Here is a 19,610-nt window from a genome sequence, read left to right as displayed (position 1 = left end):
ATCATTTTTCAATAATGTCCATGCCTGTGAATAATTTATTTCTATAATTAAGAATAAATCTGGTAATGCCATTATATTTTTTAAAAAAATCCACACCATTCCCCTCGTTACTTATAATTAAATGAAAAATTAATTCATCACAAACCTGCTAAATAAAACTAATTTTTTACTTACAGGCAATCAACTTTAAAAAAAGAACTAAGAAAACTTTATGTTCGATAATGATTTCACACCTACATACTTACCACTCACTTTTATAGCCATTATAATATTGATCTGAAGAAGTGTATTTAAGGGCTTCACTTGCACAATCGAAGGTATATATTACAAGCCCTAGCAACTTTGCAAGATAAGCCTTTGAAATCAATGCAAGTGAAGCATTTAAACAACCGTTTCATTTAGCTTCCTTTGATCTACTAAAACAATGAATTTGGTGTTTCTCCTAAACTATAAGAGAAGTTGTTAAAATCATTGTAAGCGAAGCATTTAAATAGCCTTTTCATTTAGCTTCCTTTAAGCTACCAAAGCGATGGACTCGGAACTTCTCCTGAACTGCAATAGAAGCTTTAAAATAAATGCAAACGAAGCTTTATGTATTTATATAATAACATCGTCCACTACGATTTTTTATTATTATACGAAATGAAGCAAGGGCTAACCCTGCGAAGCCGCTGCGCTTGCTTCTCCGGATTGCCCTTGCTTTTCTGCCCTTCGGTTAGAAAAGAAAAGCAAGCCCCGGAGCCACCTGCCTGTAATGCTGTTCATTCTGCTGATACGCTTATACTTACTGCGTTCGTTCTTCTACAGGCTATGTGAGGTCATCACCTCAGTTTACCCGATATTATTGCGTATTCCAAACCACAATAGAAGACGCATCCCAAATGATGATAGATTAGAATACCAAAAAACAATTGATTCATACGCAATTTTGTAATTATTACACTCTTTTCTTTATACCAGACAGTTAACTCTCACATTAATACTCAATGACAATGCATCACCTATATTGAAAATAATTATAAATAAATTTGAAAAACAGAAACTCATTGGTTATTGTTATTTTACATTATAATAAAGGAGATAACGTAAGAACCAAAACTCACAAAATAGAAATACCCTGAACCTCTTCAAAATAAAATCACCAGAAGAACTCAAAAGACTATTAAAAACGGAGGTGGACATAAACATGCTCAATTCATCGAACCAGAACGCTTTGTTTCATTGCAGTTGCCCTGAGCTTATGAAAGCAATGATTAACGCCGGGATAAATATTAACCATACTGACACATTTAACAGAAATGCGCTTTTTTATGCACCCTGTGCAAAAACTATGAATGTACTGACTGAAAACGGGATTAATATCAGCCATACAGACACGCTGGGCAGAAATGCGCTCTTTTACACAAATGACGCTGAATCTGCCAGCCTACTGGTAAAAAATGGAATCAACATAAACCATACTGACCTTGAAGATAAAAATGCTCTTTTCTTTTCAACCAGCGAAGGCTCAGTCAGAGAACTAATCGACAGCGGAATCAGTATTAATCACACTGACAGCTATGGAAGAAATGCCCTGTTTTCCGCCTGTGAGCCTGACGTTGTACGCCAGCTCATTCAGCGAGGTATAAATATTAACCACAGAGACATATATGGTAACAACTCTGTTAACATTACCGGAATTGACGCTGACTTACTGAATTTTTATTTCTCCGCGGGCCTTGATCCTGATATACAGGACTACTACGGAAATAGCTTAATATTTTACCCTAATAAAAAATCAATTACAGACATTTTAATCAACAATGGCTGCGATATCAATTGGGTTAATAACAACGGGTAAACGGTTTTTGAATACATGCAGACCATGTTATTCAGTAATCATCAACTTGATCAGTGTCTCAGTGTGCTTACACATTATATTCACCTCCTTAAAGCCAGACCATTAACTTTCAATCGTCTCACTTTTGGCTGTCTTGAGCTGATTAAGATACTAAAAAATCAGAATATCGAATACAAAAGTAATGAGCGGTGTGTGGTAAGATATCCCAACAAAGACCTTAAAAAATTTATTACTGAAGCACAGAAAGTCATTGATATCCGCCATATCACCCTGTGTTCATGGTATGACACTCCATTGGTCAGCTTAAAACACAAGGAAATCATTAAATGGTTTATAAGAAACAATGTAAAGGTAAACATTAGTGACATTGAAGAACAGAGCATTCGTACTGAAATCCTTGCCTACCTTGCACTGAGGGAAAATAAAGAAATCAAAGCCGTCATTAAGCCAGATATAAAAAATTCTGACTCTAAAAGAAGGCTGTGAGCATTATTTTTTCATACGCAGGCTTACTCAACCCGTGGTACTTACATAAAAATATTATGCCCCGACAGTCAATAGGGCCACTGTACAGCGTGTTAAAGCTGTCAGCGCCTCCTGACCTGCTACGTAATAATAATAGTTGTATAAATGGCGAGCCTGGCGTTATAACAGAAATAAACAATACCGCGATTTATCAAGTGCAGAAAAAAAATTCCCCGCCAATTTAACTTAAATCCTGATTTTGTAAGCTGCAACAGGATGCAGAAATAATCAAGAAATAAGCTGACCTTTATTTTCTCACATCACATTAAAGTTCAATAGCAATAAATAAAAAGTTATTTGTATCGATTATCTTCATTTTTAATATTAACAACGATTTTTCAGCAGAGTGAAAATATATGACAATTATATATTATACCAACCTGTAAATATTTTGGCTAAATAAGCAGGTATTGACGCTATAGCCCATCATTCCTCAACAAAGTTTACTGTACTTTTATATGAATAGCAGCAAGAACTACCATTTTATTTATCCTGATAAACAAATACCATTACTGTTCTACAATCTGAAGTTAACTTCATCATTCCCCCTGAGATTAATAATGCTCATTATAAATACATACCGTGCTTTCTTGTAAAAAAAATAAAAATAAACTTGATGATCAAAAAATAATTGATTATTGTTATTCTTAATATAACAACAAAGGAGAAACACAATGGAAAACAAAATTAAAAAAAGCAATGACGATCTTTTTAACGCCAAATCAAAAAATGATATCATCCGTTTGCTAAAAATGGGCACAGATATTAATACACTCAATGAGCATGGACAAAATGCATTATTTCACTGTCGAACCGCTAAGGCTATGCAGGCCATGATTGATGCAGGAATCAACATTCACCACCTGGATAATAAGGCAGAAAATGCATTATTTCATATCAATGATAATAATATAATTGAGTTCCTTATCCGCAAAGGAATTAATATCAATCACAGAAATCAGTCTGGTCGGTTAGCTTTTCCGAAGTTTTCCGTCACACCAGAAGTAATGACACTACTTATCGAGTCAGGTCTTGATATCCATTCACTTGATAATAATGGACGCACAATCCTTTTCAATCCCTTGTTCGCTGATATCTATATTTTATTAATTGAAGCGGGCTGTGATATAAACCACAGAGATCATAATGGCCAGACTGCTTTCGATTTTCTTCAATCAAGTCAATATGATATCGCGTTAGCTTATTCTATTCATTTAAAAGACCATTCACCCGTCACTTTTAAACATTTAACATATGCCAGTGTAGAACTAATGTTCGAACTAAATAATCAAGGCATAGATTTTAACATAGATAACCAATGCAGAATATCTATCGATGAAAACGAGGCTAAGGAAATCATTACGGTAGTCAGAGAAATCACTGACCTTAGTCATGTAACATTTTGTTTTGCTCACGCTGAGTTACCTATTATAAAGTATGCAAGTAAATCTTTTATAAAATTCCTTATCGACTGCAATATAACAGTAGAAACAGATTTACTGAAAGATCGCGATCTTTACGATGAAATAATTCAATACAAAAATATTTAACCCTGAAGCTTTACCGAAGCACAAGCCGGGTAGCCAGCTAACGAGAAGACGTGAGCGATAAAGTAGATACATTGACCTGCCCCCAGTCTTAGATACAACGATCAGTTAGTAATGTCGGTTTATTTACCTTCTAATTTTCCATTTCTCCAGCTTGCTGCAAATTCAGCCGGCGTCTGGTAATTCAGCGATGAATGAGGTCTGGACTCGTTATAGTCCTGCCGCCAGCCATTAATAATTTTCCGGGCATGAAGAATATCACTGAACCAGTGTTCATTCAGGCATTCATCCTGAAAGCGACCGTTGAAACTCTCAATAAATCCGTTCTGCGTTGGCTTACCTAGCTGGATAAGTCGCAACTCCACACCATGCTCAAAGGCCCATTGATCGAGCGCGCGGCAGGTAAATTCCGGGCCCTGATCGGTTCAGACGATGGAACCGAGGATGTCAGTATCCCACGTTGCCGCCAGCATGGTGTCGCCCCCAGTTTGCTGTTCAAGTGGAAGACGCAATATCAGGAAGGCAGTCTCACCGCTGTTGCCGCTGTTGAACAAGTTGTACCTCCGTCAGAGCTGGCATCTGCGATGAAGCAAATTAAAGAGCTGCAGCGCCTGCTGGGCAAAAAAACATGGAAAATGAGCTACTGAAAGAAGCCGTTGAATATGGCCGACAAAAATAGTGGATAGCGCACGTGCCCTTGTTGCCGGAGGATGGCGAATAAGCCTTGTCAGTCGTTGCCTGCGGGTCTCACGTGCGCAACTGCATGCCATGGCCCGTCGGTCGAAGAACTGGCAGGATCGCCGACGCAAGCGCGGGCCTGATGATACTGAAGTGTTGGCTCGTATCCATACCGTTATCGGGGATCTGCCAACGTATGGTTATCGTCGGGTGTGGGCACTGCTGCGCAGACAATCAGAAACTGACGACATGGCCGTTATCAATGCCAAACGCTTATACCGCATCATGCGTCAGAATGCACTGCTGCTTGAGCGTAAACCTGCAATACAGCCCTCGAAACGGGCGCATACAGGGAAAGTGGCCGTCGAGGAAAGTAACCAGCGGTGAGTGCTCAGATGGGTTCGGGTTCCACTGTGATAATGGAGAAAAACTACGGGTCATGTTCGCACTGGAGTGTTGCGATCGTGAAGTACTGCACTGGGCAGCCAGTAACGGTGGATATGACAGCGAAACCGTACGGGACGTTATGCTGGGTGCGGTGGAACGCCGCTTCGCCAGCAACCTGCCGGCATCCCCCATTGAGTGGCTGACGGACAACGGTTCGGCCTATCGGTCTCATCAGACGCGTCAGTTCGCCAGAATGGTAGGACTTGAGCAAACTTACGGCAGTACGCAGCCCGGAAAGCAATGGTATGGCAGAGAGCTTCGTCAAAACGATGAAGCGCGACTACATCAGCGTCATGCCGAAACCTGACGGGTTAACAGCGGTAAAGAACCTTGCGGAGGCCTTCTGGCGTCCGCATAGTGCACTGGGATATCGTTCGCCACGGGAATATCTGCGGCGGCGAACCGGTAATGGGTTAAGTGATAAAAAGTGTATGGAAATATAGGGGCCAATCCAGTCGCCTTATATAATGGTTCAGGAGAACCGCTGAATTATTAGTATAATGAAGCCGTCTCCGCTTATATGGGGACGGCTTTATTTATCAGTAATACAAAAAATGCCAGTGAGCTTTTTCTCCTGAACCTCCGTTGTTTCTGATGTTATAAATTTGTAACAAATACTTTTTAAACTGTCCTGTATTGCCACGCAAATCTATGGAAATTACAGGAAAACGATATGAGCAGACCCCTTAAATCGGTGTTTAAAAAGGAACACAGCGATGAAATCAGTAACCACAGCGTGAACCCCGTTTTTTCTGAGGTAGTCAGCGCTTTTATGTCCCGTCGCCGCTTTCTGCAAATGGGAATGGTGGCGGGCGCTGCCGTCTCCTTTCCTTATCTAGTCAAGCCAGAAAACGCCTTCGCGGCGAAGGCAAATCCCTCAGCATTATCTAAAGCGGTGTCGCTGGGCTTCACCAGCATTCCCGTTTCGACCGCAGACACTGTCACCGTGCCGGAAGGCTATATCGCCCGTCCGTTTTATCGCTGGGGCGATGCTGTGGGCATAAAGGGCAATCTGCCAGAATTTAAATTCGACGCCAGCAACACCACCGACGAACAGGCGGCGCAGGCCGGTATGCACCATGACGGCATGGCCTGGTTTAGCCTGCCGCAGGGCGAAGAGAACCCGGCACACGGTCTGCTGGCGCTCAACCATGAATACATTGATAACGGTATGCTATTTAAAGACGGTACCGCCAACTGGGATCTTGATAAGGCCCGTAAGGGTCAGAATGCGATGGGTATATCAGTTATCGAGGTGAAAAAAGATAACGTGGGCTGGCAGGTGGTCCGTCCCTCCAGCTTTGCTCGTCGCATTACCGTCAATACACCCATGCAACTGAGCGGTCCGGCGCGTCATCAGGTGTTGATGAAAACCGCCGCCGATCCGCAAGGCGAAGTGGTACTGGGCACCATGCAAAACTGCGCCAATGGTCAAACCCCGTGGGGAACGTACCTGACCTGTGAAGAGAACTGGTCGGATATTTTTGTTAAGAAAGCGCCGCGTAACGTGCTGGAGATGCGCTACGGTATTAGCGATAGCGATGAATCCTACCGCTGGAACGAGGTTGACGAACGTTTCAGCGTCGATAAAACGCCCAACGAGCCAAACCGCTTTGGCTGGGTGGTGGAGATTGACCCCTACGATCCGACCTCCACACCGCGCAAACATACCGCATTAGGTCGCTTTAAGCATGAAGGTGCTGCCGTGACGCTGGCGGGGGATAATCGCGTTGTGGTCTATATGGGTGACGATCAGAAATTTGAATACATCTATAAATTCATCTCCGAGAACAAATATGACCCTGGCGATCGCAAGGCAAATATGCAGTTGCTGGAGTCAGGCACGCTCTATGTCGCCAGATTCAATGACGACGGTTCCGGCGACTGGCTGCCGCTGATCTTCGGTGAAAATGGCCTTGATCAAAGCAAGGGTTTCGACAATCAGGGCGATCTGCTGATCAAAACGCGCCTTGCTGCCGATATGGTGGGCGCAACAAAAATGGATCGCCCGGAATGGATAGCCGTTGATACCCATGCGAAAGGCAGCGTGTATTGCACGCTCACCAACAATTCCGATCGCGGTAAAGAGGGCAAAGCCCCGGTAGACGCAGCCAACCCGCGCGCCAACAACCAGTTCGGCCACATCATGCACTGGCGCGAAGAGAGCGCAGACCCCGCCTCAGCGAAATTTACGTGGGATATTCTGGTGCTCGCCGGGCGTACTGACAGTGACGATCCTAAAGCGAAAGGCTCCATGCAGGGGGCAGAATTCGGTAGCCCTGATGGGCTCTGCTTCGATCACCGCGGCGTGCTGTGGATCCAGACCGATGTCTCCTCCAGTACGATTAATAAAAAAGCGTATGAAGGGATGGGAAATAACCAGATGGTGGCGACCCTGCCCGGCACCAATGAGTATCGCCGCTTTTTGACCGGGCCACGAGGGTGTGAAATTACCGGTATCGCCTTTACGCCGGACAACCGTACGCTGTTTATTAATATCCAGCATCCCGGCGAAGGCGGCGACGACATTACCGATCCGAGCAACCCTCGGGCTGTCTCCAACTGGCCAGATTCAAGATCAGACGGACGACCACGTTCTTCAACAGTCGTTATCACTAAATCGAATGGCGGGATAATCGGTACCTGATACATCTGGTGCCCTTTTGGGCACCATTTTTTATGGCAACAGCTTGATCCTCCCAACATTCCCCAGGTATCAAATATTTAATCTCGCTGTTATCTGAAGGAATTAACCTTAGCCTTTTATGTTTTCTCTTACTCGCTGAAACGATTATCAATTTTAGCGCTACCTTAAGCCTGGCTTCGTACATGCACGTTCCATATCAAAAAATCGATTAAACGTTTACATTGCAATTGTTATGTTATAACGTTCCAAAAAGTAACTAATTATGTGGAATGGATGTCATGCACGACTACTCTTTGCGTTTTGCAAATCTGGCGCTGGGTTATGAGGGTTTACCTGCGATACAAAATATTACCGGGACGTTACAAAAAGGCTCCCTTACAGCCATTATTGGCCCTAACGGTTCTGGTAAGTCAACACTGCTTAAAGGTATCGCAGGGATTCTGGCTCCGTTAAGTGGCTCCTGTACCGTAGAACCAAAGGCGCGCATTGCCTATCTGCCACAAATATCGGAATTGGATCGCACTTTCCCTGCAACTGTTTCAGATTTAGTTGCCCTGGGTTTATGGCCTGAAAGAGGGTTATTCCGTCATCACAGAATTGAGGATCGTAAACGGCTTACTGATGCACTGGAGTCAGTAGGATTAGCAGGGTTTGAAAAAAGACAGCTTCGTGCATTATCCGGCGGGCAGCTTCAACGCGCTCTCTTCGCACGGGTCATTCTTCAACAGGCAAACATCATCTTGCTTGATGAGCCTTTTAATGCCATTGACGCCACTACTATTGATGACTTGCTTGTGCTGATAAACCGCTGGCATGCTCAGAAACGTACTGTCTTAGCTGTCATGCATGATATCGGTCTGGTTAGAAATCATTTTCCACAGGCCATTTTGTTAAACGGTGAATTAGTGGCATGGGACGAAACAGAACAAGTTCTGCGCCATACCTCACTTCTACCGACACAGAATATGGGCACAGCAGGTGCTTTACCTGGGCAACATGAGGCTACACATTCATGAGCTGGCTTCATGAATGGGTTCTAGCACCTTTTGTCGGCTTCGGTTTTATGCGCCGGGCGCTTTATGGTTCATTTCTGCTTTGTTTAAGCGCTTGCCCGGTTGGCGTTTTTTTAACATTACGCCGTATGAGTCTGGTTGGTGATGCCATGTCACATGCTATCTTGCCCGGTGCTGCATTTGGCTTCTTACTCTACGGATTAGATATATTACCGATGACTATTGGTGGGCTTGTCGCAGGGCTGATAGTCGCTATTTTTGCAGGGGCGGTTTCCCGCTTAACAGTGCAAAAAGAAGACGCTTCAATGGCGGCTTTTTATTTAATCTCACTCGCCGTCGGCGTGCTCATTGTATCGCTTCGAGGCTCAAGCGTGGATCTTATGCATGTCCTGTTTGGAACTGTGCTTGCACTCAATCACGAAGCGCTGTTGTTAATTTTCTCTGTCGCGCTGCTCACACTTCTGCTGGTTTCTATATTCTGGCGCGCACTTATTGCTGAGTGCCTTGACCCTTTATTTCTTCGCTCAGTTTCACGATTGGGATCGCCAGTCCATTTTATTTTCCTGGCCCTGGTGGTACTGAATCTTGTCGCTGGTTTTCAGGCGCTCGGCACTTTACTCTCTGTCGGGGTAATGGTCTTGCCAGCTGTGACGGCTCGTTTCTGGACGAGACGTGTAGCAACAATGTGCGTAGCCTCTGTCCTGACAGGAATGCTTGCATGTATAAGCGGTTTGTTATTTTCATTTCATTTTTCACTCCCTTCAGGACCGTCAATCATATTATCTGTGGGAATTATGTATCTTGTCTCTGCTGCTGCCATGATGGTGAAAAACATCCGCTTAAAAAAACTTCGTTAATCTTTTCACTACAAATCGAGGAAATTATTTAATGAGAAAACCCGGTTTTATATCTTTATGCATCCTGACGACATCTATGCTTTTTTTACTTTTTACTTTCCCGGCGAAAGCGAAAATTAATGTCATAGCAAGCTTTTCTGTTATTGGCGATATGGCAAATAACATCGGTCGGGACCGCATCGAACTGCGTACTATTGTCGGCCCTAATGGCGATGCTCATGTTTATGAGCCCTCTCCTGCTGACGCGATCGCTATGTCTAAAGCGGATGTCATACTGGTAAATGGTTTACAACTTGAAGGATTTATTTCACGGTTGATCGAGGCAAGTGAAACCTCCGCACCGATAATTGAAACAACAAAAGGAGCAAATATTCTCCAGGACCCGGCCGGCGGACACTATCACTTTTATGACGGTAAAGCGGTCTTTCATGCTGCACCGTTTGATCCACATGCCTGGCAATCAGTAGGGAATGCCAGAATATATGTGAAAAATATTGCAGAAGCTTTTTGTGCACAAGATAAAAGTAATTGTGATTTTTATCAGGCTAATGCCCGTGCTTATGATGCAAAACTTGCGGCTCTGGAAAATAAAATTATTAAGACAGTCGCTACGATCCCACAGGAGAAGCGTACTGTCGTCGTAGGTCATAATGCATTCAAATATTTTGAACAGGAATATGGTATATATTTCCTTTCCCCTCAGGGTATATCCACCGAATCAGAGGCCTCTGCCGCTGACGTTGCAGGCATCCTTAAGAAAATTAAACAAAATAACGCATCAGCGGTTTTTTCTGAAAATATTTCCAATCCACGACTGGTTGAACAAATTGCCAGAGAAGCTGGCCTTAACGTGGCTGGCGTGCTTTATACAGATGCCTTGTCAGAACCAGGAGGACCGGCTTCTACCTACCTGGAAATGATGGAACATAACGTAACGGCGATTGAGACAGCGGCGAGCAATAGCCGTAATACCCAGCCATAAATACTCGCCGATTAGTTTTATATATGATGGAGAACATTATGAAGAAACGCTTATTATCTACTTCAATCTCAACGCTGCTTTTGGGCCTTTCTGTGATGCCTGCTTTCGCAGATGAAGACGTAACCGCATGGCGTCTGTTCGTCGCCGATCATGATAAACCCGTGGTGAATGTTATTGATGCACTGGATGGAGATAAGCTCGCAACATTTAATGTTAAAGGCCCTGCAAATTTATCTCGCAGCGAAAGTGGTGCCACAATTTTCGCTATCCAGGGTAGTGCTGGCGTAGTATCGACAATCGCTTCAGGCATTGCTTTCCATGATCACGGAGATCATGCAGACATTGATATTGACGCTCCAAAACTATTACCGCTGGAACTAACGGGTAAAAAACCTGGTCATTTTGTTGAACGTCAGGGCAAAATTGCCCAGTGGTTTGACGGGGAAGATAGCGCGCAAATCCTGGGTGAAAGCGCCGTTCTTAAAGGTCAGAAGAATATAACTAAAGTAAATGTTGTTGCACCACATCACGGCGTTGCTGTTCCTTACGATAATTATGCTGTCGTATCCATTCCCAACCCTGATGATACTTCAAAACGACCTGTCGGCGCTCGCGTGGTGGACCTGCAAGGTAAAAAAGTGGGTGATGATGCCTTATGCCCCGGACTTCACGGCTCAGCCGGCTCGGGTGATACTTTTGCCCTATCATGTGAGACTGGCCTCCTGCTGATTACGCAAAAAAATGCGGCACCGGTTATCAGGCACCTTCCCTACGCGAAAACGTTGCCAGAGGGAAGCACATCGACCTTGATCGGTGGTAAGGGAATGCAATATTTTATCGGTAATTATGGGCCAGACCGGATTATTCTGGTCGACCCTACCGAATCGGATAGCTTCCGTTTGATTCAGTTGCCTACCCGTCGAGTCCATTTCGTTGTAGACCCGGTACGGGCGAAATTCGCCTATGTGTTTACAGAAGACGGAAAGCTTAATCAAATAGATGTCCTGAAAGGGGAAATTTCGCAGTCAGTGCGTGTCACTGATCCCTATTCAATGGATGGCCACTGGAATGATCCACGGCCGAGAATCGCAGTCGCTGACAATAAAATTTACGTCACCGATCCGTTGAAAAGTAAAATTATTGTGTTAGACGCTACTTCTTTTAAAAAGACCAGTGAAATTAGCGTCGAAGGGCAGCCATTTAATATTGTTGCAGTCGGCGGTTCAGGAAAAGTACATGGTGAACATCACGATCATGAAGCTCATCATCATGATGACCACGCTCATTAATACTTGTCAAACCTAACAACGCCTTTCATAGTAGATCTGCTGATAGCAGATCTACTTTCTGGCTTTAATAATCTTTTTGAATTTACTCTGGGAATAACATCCATGAATATCAAATTCCCTTTCATACTATTCACCCCACTTTACAGCATTTACTGCTCTAGTTGATTACACCAGAATCTTTTCAGCTTTCAGCTCTTACAAGTAATATATTTATTTAACTCTCTCAAAGCTTTTGACTACGCAACATTGAACAGAAAGGGCAATTGCATCCAGGTACTGCCACAGCAGCACAGGTTCCTAAAGTCGTCGTCTGGAACTGCCTGCTATGCTGGCTGTAAAAGTTACTGATGATGCTGTCTTCTGTTGTGCGCAACTGCTTTCCTGAAAGATCTGAACCAGTCGTATCTTTCGCCTGAAATGCCAGAGCCGGAGTCGAAGCCATTGTCAGGGAGAATGCAACTATCTTACTGATTTTCATGTTAACCTCTTGTTAAATCTTCCTCTGAAACTACAGTATGAGAAAACGCATAACAACTAGTTATCTTTCGGTATGCGGAATATGAGCCTGGATGTTATAAAATAACATAACACACCCACAAAAAAATGATACTATTGGGTAGTGATGTTACTCTACAGAAGGCGTTCTGGCTGACTGTAACCAAAGCGTACGCGGGCTATAATGGTCAGATATAGCCTGACATCACACACCTTATCGTATTTTTGCAAGCTTAAACGCTTCAGGCCTGCCCATGTTGGGCAGGCTTTTTATTAATGCTGCTGAACAGGATCTAGTTTATTCGCTTTCTGATCCTCATTTCGGTGGTGAATATCGACCGAAAAATTACTGTGCGGCCGGGAAATGTAACGTAGCAAAAGCAGGAAAATCCTTTGCCGTTTTCCCAAGTAATCTTTCAGGAGAGAAATCACTCAAAAGCGAAGAACGCTTGTCGTGGAGAATCTCTTCCGCACAAAGCCGTCCGATCAACGGCCCCAGTGTCATGCCACTGTGTGTCACCATGAGGTAGATCCGTCGCTTACCAGAGATATAACCAAGCCCTGGAAGACCATCTGCCGGTCGGGAACGCTGCCCAACAGCTATACGTTCCAGCTGTGCCATTTCCATATTATTAAATAGCTTCCGTAGCCTTTTGTGCATTTCTTCACCGATATAGCTATCTACCGGTGCCGGATTTGCAGGATTGGCAAAGCTGTCAAGGTCGGGACACTGAAGCAGTAATCGCCCCCCTCCTTCTGGCCGGACATTTAACCCTGGCGTGATTAAATTCGCCTGTAACTGGGTTAACACCGGGCGCGTATAGCCCAGAAAACCACATGCGATTTTATTCGGCTGGTTCGGATCGATCATTGCCAGTTGCTGCCCAAGTAGCGAAGCGAGTTCGGCAGACCATCTTCCCGCCGCAATGACTATACTGTCTCCCTGCCAACGTTCGCCATTGGCAAGGCTTATCTCTGCCCTGTTTTTTTCTTCAGTTAACTCTGTCACTTCGCTTTGTGTTTTCAGTTCGGCGTTATGAACATGAAGCTCGGACACCAGCCATGCCATAAAAACGGAAGGTACCAGTAAGCATTCACCTGGAAAATACCAGATATCTCCGGCATGAGATCCCACGCGGATTTCAGGAACTTTGCGCTTAAGTTCATCTGCGGAAAGGTTCTGAACAGGATAGTTCAGTTCCAAAAGACGGCTAACCCGGTCTTGTAACCGTTTTTGCTCTGGCGCACCAGCCGCCCATTCATAAGTCCCAGTCGCTTTTAGCCAATGTCCTTCTGTGGTCCGTTCCTGTTGTAGCCGGATATGCTCGTCAATCGCCAAAGCATTGAGATGATGATAACTTTCTGGTGTTTTGCCATTTGAATTAATCCAGGCAAAAGTCGTGCTGCTTGTCCCCGCCCCCACATGGCTACGCTCAAAAACAGTGACTTTTGCTCCCTGTTGCGCCAGGGTGCGGGCCACGGACAGGCCGAGTACGCCTGCACCAATAACTGCTATTTTTTTGACCGACATGCCTTTCCTCCTTTTTATCAGCTTCCTGACGTTGGGCTTTCTTATGGCTTATCGCCAGGTTCATTCAATACGATTTCCATTGAAGGGGCTGATGTAAGCTTATCTTTATATTCAGCCGATATGTCAGGAAGGCTGGTAAACTGACCATCAAGAAAAAGAAAATCTATCTTATTGGCAATATCCTCCAGCGCTTCGATTTCTGTTTTGAGATTTTCCCCCTTTTCCTTATTGCCATCCAGAAGCCAGTCAATGGTGCCGTTTTGTTTGGTTAATCCACCAAGATCAATGACATGACCATCGATATTCTGTGCAAGAATGCGGTTTTCACACAGGAAAAGTAGATAAGGCATACGGTCCTGTTTACTGGTTTCGACCATAACTGCTTCCTCCAGATTATTGGGCTGATACAAACGATTCGTCAGAATTCGCAATAAAGATAAGAATTAAAGTATAGAAATTCTCGCTGATTATGACGTTTACTCTCAGCGGTGCTCCTACTTAGCGACTAAGGAATTTGTCAACAGGGAATCAATATTCCCGTTTATGTTGATTAAGCAACTGGGCTACTGTATTGGCAAAATAAGTCAGTATTCCATCCGCCCCGGCGCGTTTGAAGCACATAAGTGATTCAAGCACCGTTTTTTCTTCGTCCAGCCAGCCATTTCGGAAAGCGGCCATATGCATCGTATATTCCCCTGAAACCTGATAGGCAAAGACGGGTACTGCAAAAGTTTTCCTGGCTTCCCTGATAATATCCAGGTAAGGCATGCCCGGCTTAACCATCACCATGTCTGCCCCTTCCTGCAAATCCTGGGCAATTTCATGCATAGCTTCCATTGCATTCGCCGGATCCATCTGATAGCTTTTTTTGTCCCGTTTACCCAGTGATACAGCAGATTTCGTCGCCTCGCGAAAAGGACCATAATAGTTCGACGCGTATTTTGCTGAATACGCCATGATCTGGATATTAAGCAGTCCATTCGTTTCAAACGCTTGTCTGATATGACCGATGCGGCCATCCATCATGTCGCTTGGAGCGACAATATCTGCGCCTGCTTCGGCGTGGGTAAGCGCCTGTCTGGTGAGAATTTCTTTTGTCGGCTCATTAAGTACATATCCATTTTCGTCAGTGATGCCGTCCTGACCATGTGTCGTATAGGCGTCAAGAGCAACGTCAGTTATCACCCCGAGTTCAGGAAAAGCCTTTTTCAGCGCCCTTACAGCTCGCGGTACTAAACCGGATGGATCCCACGAAGCGTCTGCCATCAGCGATTTAGCAGAACTTTCTATACACGGAAATAGTGCAATAGCAGGTATACCTGCCTGAACAAATTGCGCGGCATCATGAAGCAACATATCAACCGACAGACGAAATACGCCCGGCATCGACGGCACTTCCTGCCGCAGATTTTGCCCCTCAATAATGAATACAGGTAAAATCAGGTCATCTACGGTCAGCTGATTTTCAGCGACCAGACGGCGACTGAAAGAATGGGTACGAGAGCGACGCAGTCGTCGCGCCGGGAAAGAACCAGGAATAATAATACTCAAAAAATGTACCTTTTCTTCTGCGTTCTCAGGGAGAAGTTAAGCCTGAGCAAAATAAATACGTGGCTAGCGACAGAATTCCAGTGGCAGGCCGTACTTCTGCTGTATGGTGTGCCCATTCCAGATAACGAGGCCATTTACCAGCGTCATATCAACCGCACCGCCTGACAAAATCCGGCCTTCAAAGGGGGACCATCCGCATTTGTATGCCACATCCTCCCGGATTATCTGTTGATGACTGAACGGATCGATAACCACCAGGTCCGCCCAATAGCCTTCCCTGATATAGCCGCGATCTTTGAGCTGGAAGCGCTCGGCTACAGCATGGCTGGTCTTTCTCACCACCATTTCCGGGGTAAAAATCCGCCTGCTGCACATATCCAGCAGTGCAGGAAGAGCATGCTGCACCAGCGGTAAGCCGGAAGGCGCAGCAAAATAGTCATTCTGCTTTTCCTCCAGTAAATGCGGCGCATGGTCAGTTGCGATAACGTCGATAATGCCTTCATTAACGCCTCTCCAGAGGGCTTCCTGATGAAAAGAGGATTTTACGGATGGATTACATTTGAGCTTATGCCCCAGCGTTTCATAATCGTCATAATTAAAAAACAGGTGATGAGCGCATGCTTCAGCCGTGATGGTTTTCTGGCGCAGCGCCTCCAGCGTGGGAGCAGCATCAAAGAGAACAAGTTCATCTGCGGTGGTGATATGCAGAACATGTAATCGGGTACGATGTTTTTTCGCCAGAGCGACGGCCTGGCGGGAAGATGTCAGGCAGGCGTCCACAGAACGAATAGCGGCATGCTCGCCGGCAGGAATAGCGTCCCCAAAACGAGCCCGCCATATCGCCTCATTTTGCTTTATTGTCGGGGTATGCTCGCAATGTGTTGCCACAAGACAAGGGGCATTAGCGAAAATACTTTCCAGCACCTGTTCATCGTCCACCAGCATATTCCCGGTAGAAGCCCCCATAAAGACCTTCACCCCGCAGGCTTGCGAAGCCGTAAGCGCTTTCAGTTCGTCAAGATTATCGTTCGTCGCGCCGAAGTAAAAACTGTAGTTTGCCAGCGAAGAGCGCGAGGCACGCTGAAATTTCTCATGCAACGCCTGACGGGTTGTCGTGGGTGGCGTAACGTTCGGCATTTCCATAAAACTGGTAATGCCTCCCATTACTGCGGCGGCGGATTCAGTGGCAATACTTCCCTTATGCGTCAGACCGGGTTCGCGGAAATGAACCTGATCGTCAATCATACCGGGGATCACCCATTTCCCTCGCACATCAATAACCAGCCATTCCGGTCGGGAGGGAATAAGCGAGGCAATTTTCTGGATCCGTCCTTTATCAATAAGGATGTCGGCCGGATAGCGCAAGTCTTCATTGATTATTAATGCATTGGTCAGTAATAAAGGCCTCATGACATCCCGCCCCCGATGCTGTTGCGCTCCAGTATCGATGAGATAAACGCGCCGATTAAATAACGGTTTGCTTCTGCTCGTTTTGCAAAGGGTTGCAATCCCGGCGTTTCAGTGCACGCTGCGACATCGGAACAGGAAGAAAACAACCAGGATTCAAATGACGAATCGAAATGGTTAAAAATAATGCCATCCTCACATTCACAGCCATCAACTTGCTCTTTTTCCATGACCGGGAAAAAGCGCTCAAGCTCATCACGTAATGCCACGCTGAAATGACCCGGGCGAGTAGCATGTTCGAAAGTGTAGAGATATGCCTTGTGGCGAAGAATATCTTCATGGCAACAGAGCACACCATGACTGGCTGCGTTTTTCAGAAGCGTTTCATAGTTGAGCAGTACTTTTCCTTCAACAGAAGGCTCGACCTCTGCCCCATTGGTAAAGCCGCGATTTGGGTTCTGTCCAGTACTGTTGAGCCGACAGCCAGCACTCAGGCCAGACAGGTTCACAAGCGGTAAAAAACTCACGGCCACGTTATCAAACAATTCAGGGGAGCCCTCGCGCAGAAAATCCAGCATCCCCCAGCATCCCGCGGGTTCTTCTCCATGAAACCCTGCCGCAATCAGTACGTGAGGTACCTTTGCCCCCTGATTAACAGACTGATAGAGTGATATTTCTCCATCTCCTATATTACCCAGAATAATCTCGGAAAGTCCCCATCGCCAGGACTGTTCTCTGAACGCCGTTTTATAAAAAACGATATCGTTGCTTTGGGTATCATCTTTCTTCACTGGCCAGACATGACGACCGCTCTCGCGCCGGGGGATATCGCTTCCGCTTTGATTAATCAAGGCGAACCTCCGGTGGCCGACAACACATTTCAATGCAATCAGCCGCTTCATTGAGTAACAGCGTTCCCATGCACTTCCCGGTACGATCGCGTACGGTAACACGCGCCGCATTCTCCTCCGCATCGCCAACGATGAGCAGAAAAGGGATGCGGGCCAGCGTCTGTTCACGGATTTTAAATCCAATTTTTTCATTACGGAGGTCAGCTTCACAACGCAGCCCTTTTTTGCGAAGCGCCTTCAAAACCTGCTCCGCATACCGGTGCTGCTTGTCGGTAATCGTCATGAGCACGGCCTGAACTGGCGACAGCCAGGCGGGCAGTTTACCGGCGTAATGTTCAAGAAGAATACCGGTAAAACGCTCAAGAGAGCCGAAGAGCGCCCTGTGCAACATCACCGGGCGTTTTGTCGAGCCATCCTCGGCAATATAGCCAATATCAAATCGCTCAGGCAGATTCATATCTACCTGTAGCGTTCCGCACTGCCAGTCACGGCCAATCGCGTCGCGTAACACAAACTCTAGTTTAGGGCCATAGAAGGCACCTTCACCGGGATTTACCGACCATTGTAATTCCTGCGCTTCCAGAGAGGCTGAAAGCGCGTTTTCCAGCCGATCCCAGTCAGCGTCGCTTCCCATGCGCTTTTCAGGACGGGTAGATAACTTGATTGCGACCTCTTCAAATCCAAACTGCTTATAAATATCAAGCACCAGTTGAAGGATACTTTTACACTCCCCCTCTACCTGTTCCAGCGTGCAAAAGATATGTGCGTCATCCTGAGTAAAATGGCGGACCCGTAATAAGCCATGCAGCGATCCAGAGGGTTCATAACGATGGACTTTACCAAATTCAGACAGGCGAACGGGTAAATCGCGGTAACTCTTGATCCCGTATTTAAACAGTGATACTGCCCCCGGACAGTTCATTGGCTTGAGAGCAAAATTCCGCCCATCCTCGGTTTGTGTCGTAAACATATGATCACGATAGTTGTCCCAGTGACCGGATATTTCCCACAGGCTGCGGTCCATAACATCAGGCGTATTGACCTCAACGTAACCCGCCACCTCATGGCGGTTACGCATATAGGCAATCAGTGACTGAAATATCGTCCAGCCACGGGGATGCCAGAAAACTGCGCCTGGCGCATTCTCCTGAAAATGAAACAAATCCAGCTCCCTCCCCAGCTTACGATGGTCGCGTTTCTCCGCTTCGGCCGTTTTCTCAAGCCAGCCATCAAGCTGTTTTTTGCTGGCCCATGCCGTGCCATAAATCCGCTGTAGCTGTACGTTGCTGGCTTCCCCCTGCCAGTACGCACCGGATACGTTAAGCAACTTCATATTTTTCAGAAAACGAAGATCCGGAATCAGTGGGCCATTAAATAAGTCCGTGAACTGCCTGAGATGGCATAATGTCACCGGCTCATCTGCCGGCATTTCCATCAGCCTCGTTGATTTGAATTTCTCTCCCTGCAGCTCAAAACAGCCAACTGCCTGTGCCCGCGTGACCTGCTCTTTAACAATCGACGGGTTTTCAGCGATCAGATTTGTCATGTGCTGCTCAATCATCACCAGGTCATCGCGAGTAAAAGGCTTATCTGTCGCGAAATCGTAATAAAACCCTTCCTCGGTCAGATGCCCTTCAACCCCCCTGGCAGAGGGAAACAGCTGATTTACAGACGCAGCAAGAAGGAGAAGGCAGCCACGGCGAATCGGGTCCAACGCTTCTTCGTCAAAAAGTGTGATGATATTGAGCGTGCCACTTTTCTGCACTGCCTCGGTCAGATCGATGTATTGACCATCAATTTCAGCATACACGGCGTTTTTTGCGACGGAAGAACCGATGCTTTCGGTGACTTCCTGCAACGTTGTCCCTTTTCTGACGAGCTTCAGAGAGCCATCAGGAAGAGTAAAGGTGAGAGGTTCTGACTCTGTTATAAGCGCTTCTGACATTTTCG

15 protein-coding genes and 2 pseudogenes are annotated in these 19,610 nt (G+C 45.8%); 9 read left to right on the top strand and 8 right to left on the bottom strand.

Annotated features, from left to right (window positions below; all coding sequences use genetic code 11):
• Positions 1–1,240 precede the first annotated feature (1,240 nt).
• The 3 genes from ABGB15_RS05905 (at position 1,241) to ABGB15_RS05895 (ending at position 3,915) form a co-directional block, all read left to right on the top strand.
• Complete coding sequence (locus ABGB15_RS05905) at positions 1,241–1,840, top strand: ankyrin repeat domain-containing protein (protein ID WP_369064142.1); 600 nt, start codon at positions 1,241–1,243, stop codon at positions 1,838–1,840.
• Positions 1,841–1,855: 15 nt separating this feature from the next.
• Positions 1,856–2,326, top strand: a complete 471-nt coding sequence (locus tag ABGB15_RS05900) for a hypothetical protein (RefSeq protein WP_369064141.1) — start codon at positions 1,856–1,858, stop codon at positions 2,324–2,326.
• A gap of 713 nt (positions 2,327–3,039) precedes the next feature.
• Entirely contained in the window at positions 3,040–3,915 is an 876-nt protein-coding gene (locus tag ABGB15_RS05895; RefSeq protein WP_369064140.1) for an ankyrin repeat domain-containing protein, read from the top strand.
• A gap of 119 nt (positions 3,916–4,034) precedes the next feature.
• Here the strand turns inward: ABGB15_RS05895 and ABGB15_RS05890 are convergent.
• Positions 4,035–4,337 (bottom strand): annotated as a pseudogene (locus ABGB15_RS05890) (integrase core domain-containing protein); the annotation flags it as partial.
• Position 4,338: 1 nt separating this feature from the next.
• Between ABGB15_RS05890 and ABGB15_RS05885 the strand changes: the two are divergent.
• The 6 genes and pseudogenes from ABGB15_RS05885 to aztD form a co-directional block, all read left to right on the top strand.
• Positions 4,339–5,480 (top strand): annotated as a pseudogene (locus tag ABGB15_RS05885) (IS3 family transposase); the annotation flags it as partial.
• A gap of 230 nt (positions 5,481–5,710) precedes the next feature.
• Complete coding sequence (locus tag ABGB15_RS05880; RefSeq protein ID WP_369064139.1) at positions 5,711–7,684, top strand: PhoX family phosphatase; 1,974 nt, start codon at positions 5,711–5,713, stop codon at positions 7,682–7,684.
• A 278-nt stretch (positions 7,685–7,962) separates the two neighbouring features.
• Positions 7,963–8,700 carry a zinc ABC transporter ATP-binding protein AztA gene (gene aztA / locus ABGB15_RS05875; protein WP_369064138.1) on the top strand — a complete coding sequence of 246 codons (738 nt, stop codon included), beginning with the start codon at positions 7,963–7,965 and terminating at the stop codon, positions 8,698–8,700.
• Positions 8,697–9,554, top strand: coding sequence for a zinc ABC transporter permease AztB (aztB, locus tag ABGB15_RS05870; RefSeq protein ID WP_076737899.1), 858 nt, complete (start codon positions 8,697–8,699; stop codon positions 9,552–9,554). The genes aztA and aztB overlap by 4 nt, the downstream gene beginning before the upstream one ends.
• Before the next feature lie 31 nt (positions 9,555–9,585).
• Complete coding sequence (gene aztC, locus ABGB15_RS05865) at positions 9,586–10,536, top strand: zinc ABC transporter substrate-binding protein AztC (RefSeq protein ID WP_369064137.1); 951 nt, start codon at positions 9,586–9,588, stop codon at positions 10,534–10,536.
• A gap of 38 nt (positions 10,537–10,574) precedes the next feature.
• Entirely contained in the window at positions 10,575–11,825 is a 1,251-nt protein-coding gene (gene aztD / locus ABGB15_RS05860) for a zinc metallochaperone AztD (protein WP_049235479.1), read from the top strand.
• Positions 11,826–12,048: 223 nt separating this feature from the next.
• Here aztD and ABGB15_RS05855 read toward each other — a convergent pair whose 3' ends face one another.
• The 7 genes from ABGB15_RS05855 to thrS all read right to left on the bottom strand — a co-directional run bounded on the left by ABGB15_RS05855 (position 12,049) and on the right by thrS (position 19,605).
• On the bottom strand, positions 12,049–12,303 hold the full coding sequence (locus ABGB15_RS05855) for a hypothetical protein (protein WP_072042418.1): 255 nt from the start codon (positions 12,301–12,303) through the stop codon (positions 12,049–12,051).
• A gap of 363 nt (positions 12,304–12,666) precedes the next feature.
• Positions 12,667–13,851 (bottom strand): NAD(P)/FAD-dependent oxidoreductase, encoded by a 1,185-nt coding sequence (locus tag ABGB15_RS05850; protein WP_369064136.1) that lies wholly within the window; start codon positions 13,849–13,851, stop codon positions 12,667–12,669.
• Between the two features lie 41 nt (positions 13,852–13,892).
• Positions 13,893–14,228 carry a hypothetical protein gene (locus ABGB15_RS05845; protein WP_040173845.1) on the bottom strand — a complete coding sequence of 112 codons (336 nt, stop codon included), beginning with the start codon at positions 14,226–14,228 and terminating at the stop codon, positions 13,893–13,895.
• Positions 14,229–14,379: 151 nt separating this feature from the next.
• Positions 14,380–15,402: a porphobilinogen synthase gene (gene hemB, locus ABGB15_RS05840; RefSeq protein WP_004175376.1), complete on the bottom strand. Its 1,023-nt coding sequence runs from the start codon at positions 15,400–15,402 to the stop codon at positions 14,380–14,382.
• Between the two features lie 63 nt (positions 15,403–15,465).
• Positions 15,466–16,812, bottom strand: a complete 1,347-nt coding sequence (locus ABGB15_RS05835; protein ID WP_369064135.1) for a dihydroorotase — start codon at positions 16,810–16,812, stop codon at positions 15,466–15,468.
• Complete coding sequence (locus ABGB15_RS05830; RefSeq protein WP_369064134.1) at positions 16,809–17,660, bottom strand: M14 family metallocarboxypeptidase; 852 nt, start codon at positions 17,658–17,660, stop codon at positions 16,809–16,811. The genes ABGB15_RS05835 and ABGB15_RS05830 overlap by 4 nt, the downstream gene beginning before the upstream one ends.
• On the bottom strand, positions 17,653–19,605 hold the full coding sequence (gene thrS, locus ABGB15_RS05825) for a threonine--tRNA ligase (protein WP_369064273.1): 1,953 nt from the start codon (positions 19,603–19,605) through the stop codon (positions 17,653–17,655). Before thrS ends, ABGB15_RS05830 begins: the two co-directional genes overlap by 8 nt.
• Positions 19,606–19,610: the final 5 nt, after the last annotated feature.

The sequence above is a fragment of the Enterobacter sp. MALB-1 genome, assembly GCF_041021625.1.
GTDB classification, from domain to species: Bacteria; Pseudomonadota; Gammaproteobacteria; order Enterobacterales; family Enterobacteriaceae; genus Enterobacter; species Enterobacter oligotrophicus.
This window is presented reverse-complemented; position numbering and strand designations above follow the sequence as displayed.

What these genes read in the sequence shown, in the direction of transcription:
- thrS (WP_369064273.1), bottom strand. Translation starts at nt 19,605, where the DNA reads ATGTCAGAAGCGCTTATAACAGAGTCAGAACCTCTCACCTTTACTCTT.
- ABGB15_RS05895 (WP_369064140.1), top strand. Translation starts at nt 3,040, where the DNA reads ATGGAAAACAAAATTAAAAAAAGCAATGACGATCTTTTTAACGCCAAA.
- ABGB15_RS05880 (WP_369064139.1), top strand. Translation starts at nt 5,711, where the DNA reads ATGAGCAGACCCCTTAAATCGGTGTTTAAAAAGGAACACAGCGATGAA.
- ABGB15_RS05905 (WP_369064142.1), top strand. Translation starts at nt 1,241, where the DNA reads ATGAAAGCAATGATTAACGCCGGGATAAATATTAACCATACTGACACA.
- ABGB15_RS05900 (WP_369064141.1), top strand. Translation starts at nt 1,856, where the DNA reads ATGCAGACCATGTTATTCAGTAATCATCAACTTGATCAGTGTCTCAGT.
- ABGB15_RS05835 (WP_369064135.1), bottom strand. Translation starts at nt 16,812, where the DNA reads ATGAGGCCTTTATTACTGACCAATGCATTAATAATCAATGAAGACTTG.
- aztC (WP_369064137.1), top strand. Translation starts at nt 9,586, where the DNA reads ATGAGAAAACCCGGTTTTATATCTTTATGCATCCTGACGACATCTATG.
- aztD (WP_049235479.1), top strand. Translation starts at nt 10,575, where the DNA reads ATGAAGAAACGCTTATTATCTACTTCAATCTCAACGCTGCTTTTGGGC.
- aztB (WP_076737899.1), top strand. Translation starts at nt 8,697, where the DNA reads ATGAGCTGGCTTCATGAATGGGTTCTAGCACCTTTTGTCGGCTTCGGT.
- ABGB15_RS05855 (WP_072042418.1), bottom strand. Translation starts at nt 12,303, where the DNA reads ATGAAAATCAGTAAGATAGTTGCATTCTCCCTGACAATGGCTTCGACT.
- ABGB15_RS05850 (WP_369064136.1), bottom strand. Translation starts at nt 13,851, where the DNA reads ATGTCGGTCAAAAAAATAGCAGTTATTGGTGCAGGCGTACTCGGCCTG.
- aztA (WP_369064138.1), top strand. Translation starts at nt 7,963, where the DNA reads ATGCACGACTACTCTTTGCGTTTTGCAAATCTGGCGCTGGGTTATGAG.
- ABGB15_RS05845 (WP_040173845.1), bottom strand. Translation starts at nt 14,228, where the DNA reads ATGGTCGAAACCAGTAAACAGGACCGTATGCCTTATCTACTTTTCCTG.